Origin of the sequence: Microcoleus sp. D3_18a_C4 (assembly GCF_036702415.1) — a bacterium.
In the GTDB taxonomy this organism is placed as follows: domain Bacteria; phylum Cyanobacteriota; class Cyanobacteriia; order Cyanobacteriales; family Microcoleaceae; genus Microcoleus.
In genome coordinates this window covers 1-3,426 of the sequence record NZ_JAUBTI010000042.1, presented here as the reverse complement: position 1 = coordinate 3,426, position 3,426 = coordinate 1, and the positions used below count along the sequence as shown (strand labels likewise).

Annotated in this window: 4 protein-coding genes; 1 reads left to right on the top strand and 3 read right to left on the bottom strand. The window is 46.8% G+C overall.

What is annotated here, in order from left to right:
- Positions 1-384: 384 nt before the first annotated feature.
- The 3 genes from nth to QUB16_RS18605 all read right to left on the bottom strand — a co-directional run bounded on the left by nth (position 385) and on the right by QUB16_RS18605 (position 2,536).
- The gene (gene nth / locus QUB16_RS18615; RefSeq protein WP_333318287.1) at positions 385-1,029 is read right to left on the bottom strand and encodes an endonuclease III; all 645 of its coding nucleotides are present in this window, start codon (positions 1,027-1,029) and stop codon (positions 385-387) included.
- Between the two features lie 215 nt (positions 1,030-1,244).
- Positions 1,245-2,339 carry an RIP metalloprotease RseP gene (gene rseP, locus QUB16_RS18610; protein WP_333318285.1) on the bottom strand — a complete coding sequence of 365 codons (1,095 nt, stop codon included), beginning with the start codon at positions 2,337-2,339 and terminating at the stop codon, positions 1,245-1,247.
- 35 nt (positions 2,340-2,374) lie between these two features.
- Positions 2,375-2,536, bottom strand: coding sequence for a hypothetical protein (locus QUB16_RS18605; RefSeq protein WP_333221131.1), 162 nt, complete (start codon positions 2,534-2,536; stop codon positions 2,375-2,377).
- A 57-nt stretch (positions 2,537-2,593) separates the two neighbouring features.
- On the opposite strand from QUB16_RS18605, the gene QUB16_RS18600 reads away from it, so the two are divergent.
- The gene (locus tag QUB16_RS18600; RefSeq protein WP_333318283.1) at positions 2,594-3,271 is read left to right on the top strand and encodes an ATP-dependent Zn protease; all 678 of its coding nucleotides are present in this window, start codon (positions 2,594-2,596) and stop codon (positions 3,269-3,271) included.
- Positions 3,272-3,426: the final 155 nt, after the last annotated feature.

The window sequence follows — 3,426 nt, the reverse complement described above, 5'->3', positions numbered from 1 at the left end:
CAACAGGCAAGATGCCTGTTCCACAATAACTCAATTTTTTTAGCAACAGGCAAGATGCCTGTTCCACAATAACTCAATTTTTTTAGCAACAGGCAAGATGCCTGTTCCACAATAACTCAATTTTTTTAGCAACAGGCAAGATGCCTGTTCCACAATAACTCAATTTTTTTAGCAACAGGCAAGATGCCTGTTCCACAATAACTCAATTTTTTTAGCAACAGGCAAGATGCCTGTTCCACAATAACTCAATTTTTTTAGCAACAGGCAAGATGCCTGTTCCACAATAACTCAATTTTTTTAGCAACAGGCAAGATGCCTGTTCCACAATAACTCAATTTTTTTGTGGTACAGGCATCTTGCCTGTAGTTAACATTGGTGGAAAACCTAACTATTAGCAGAAGGGCACAAATCTGCAAGTTCGCAAATATTGCAAGCCGGATTTCTCGCATTACAAACTGCCCGGCCGTGATAAACCAACCGAATCGACCAATTTTCCCAATCCGGCTGCGGCAACAATATCATCAAATCCCGCTCGATCCTTATAGGATCGGTATGTTCGGTCAATCCCAACCGCTGAGTCAAACGTTTGACGTGAGTGTCTACCGTCACCCCCATATTAATACCAAAAGCGTGGGCTAGAACGACATTAGCCGTTTTGCGGGCAACTCCGGGCAATTCTAGCAGCAGTTCCATCCGCTGCGGCACTTGATTGTTAAATTTATTGACGATCGCCTGACAAGCACCTTTAATGTTTTTAGACTTATTGCGGTAGAAACCAGTCGATCTCACCAGACTTTCGAGTTCTTCTAAATCAGCATTTGCCAAAGCAACCGCATCGGGGAAACGCTTAAACAAAGCTGGCGTTACCAAATTTACTCGATCGTCCGTACACTGAGCCGAGAGAATCGTCGCCACCAGCAACTGCACGGGAGTTTCGTAGTTGAGAGTGCAAGGAGCTTCTGGATAGAGGCGTTTGAGGCGAATCAGAATTTCGAGCGATCGTTGTTTTAAACTTAACTTTTTAGTCATTTGTTATGAGTTATTTGTTATGAGTTATTTGTTATGAGTTATTTGTTATGAGTTATTTGTTAAATCGTTTCCGGTTGCATCGGAATAGTATATTTGGATAAGGTCAGTGCGAGCGTCCCCGCTCGCGATTTTGTTAGCGAGCGAGGACGCTCGCACTACCTAATACAGTCAACCGTCAACAATCAGTTCGGTGCCACCGGAATTGATATCATTTACTATTGCATGAAATTTCGCAAATCAAACCCAGCCAAATTAGCTGTATCGCGAATAATCAAGAAAATTCCCAAACCCAGCAACAGCACCAAACCAGTCTGCATGACATTTTCCTGAATGCGGTTCGGTAGAGGCTTGCCCCGCAGTCCTTCTATTAACAGAAAAGCTAGCTGACCGCCGTCCAAAGCAGGTAAAGGCAAGATATTAATCACAGCCAAATTGACGCTAATTAACACCGCATACTGAAACAAACTCGCAGCATCCGATTTGGCAATCCCTGCACCAATCGCCACAATCGCCACAGGCCCGGACAACTTGTCGGCAGTTTGGCTGAAATTGCTAAGTAACTGCCCGAAGCCTTGAACCGTCAGCACCACAATCCGCTCAAATTCTTTGGCGGCCTTGCTAAACGCCTCTACAAATCCGGCCCGCTGCCGCACCACAGTGCCGTTAGAAGTTAGCTGCACGCCAATGCGACCTTTGCCGTCGGGCGACTCTTCAGGAGTTACTGTCACCACAAATTTTTGTTCTTGGCGCTGAATTTCCAACGCTAGGGGTTGGTTGGGATGATCTTGGATTGCTGCGACCAATAATTTGACTGCTTCGCCGGAAGCGCCCAATTCCTTGCCGTCAACAGACAGAACAACGTCGCCCGATCGAATTCCCGCTTGTTTGGCGGCCGAACTGACTTCCGCAGCGACTTCCGGGACTTTAACTCCCGGTAGGTAGTTCATTTGTGCAGCGCCGACAGTGCTCAATTGCACCACCAGCAGGAAATAAGCAAAAATTAAGTTGGCAACTACCCCTGCGCTAATGACGATCGCCCGATCGAGCACGGGGCGATTTTTGAGCAAATTCGGGTCATTTGGGGGAATTGTACTGTCTGGATCGTCGTCCGGGAAACCCACGAAACCTCCCAGGGGAAAGGCGCGGAGGGCGTATTCAGTTTCCGGGCCTTGGTACTTCCAGAGGACGGGCCCGAAACCGATAGAGAAGCGGTTGACGTGGATGTGTTGAAGTCTCGCCGCCAGGAAGTGGCCGAGTTCGTGAACGACAATCAAGATACCTAAAACTGCGATCGCTGCCAAAACTGACATGAAGGATTCCACTAACACTTTTACTGGACTTTGATTTATTTTAATATCTTTTTAATATCGGTGGCTTCGGAGGGACAATTTTCAGTCAAACTGGAAGGTGGTGTTTTTGTCGGAAGTCCTGGGTGCTGCGATCGCCCCGACGCTGCCAAACCGATCGCGCGATCGTACCTGAGTTTACCTCTAAAACCAATTCCCATTACCAATTCCCTATTACAAATTACCCATTACCAATTCCCAGTTACCCATTTCCCATTATGAAAGACACTTCTTTGAATATTATCGCTATTTCTATCTTTGCCATCACCGTTTCAATATTGTTGGGCCCCCTATTCAACTTGCCAGAAGCCGTACCTGCGATCGCCACTTTTTGCCTGTTGGGGCTAGCCACCCTTGACAGTTTCCAGTGGCAAGGTCAAGGCGGTACTATTTTATTAGATTGGCTGGGGGGAACTTCCAAACAAAAGCGCGATCGTATCCTTCACCACGAAGCCGGACACTTCCTAGTCGCGCACCTGTTGGGAATTCCCGTAACCAGCTACGCCCTCAACGCTTGGGAAGCATTTAAACAAGGTCAAACAGCCCAAGGCGGCGTCCGATTTGAAGACGAACAATTAGCATCTCAACTCCAAACTGGCACTCTTTCTGCCCAACTTTTAGACCAATACTGCACCGTGTGGATGGCCGGAATAGTCGCCGAAAAATTTGTTTACGGCCGTGCAGAAGGAGGAGCCGAAGACCGCACCAAAATTCGTGCAATTTTAACACAACTGCGCCGTCCAAGTTCCGAGATTCAACTCAAACAAAACTGGGGTTTGCTGCGAGCGAAAAACCTGATCGAAAGCCACAAATCAGCTTACGAAGCCCTAGTAGCAGCAATGGAAGAAAGAGCAACTGTTGCCGAATGCTGCGACATAATCCAGCAGAATTTATAGGAAAAAAATTACGCACTATTGCCTTCTACACCCGGTTTATCTTTAGATCGATCACTCACAAAAATGCGTAAAATCCGCGAGCATCTCAGTTTTGCAAAAAGCATTTTTTTTATTATAGTGCGAGCGTCCCCGCTCGCGTATTCTACAAATCGCGA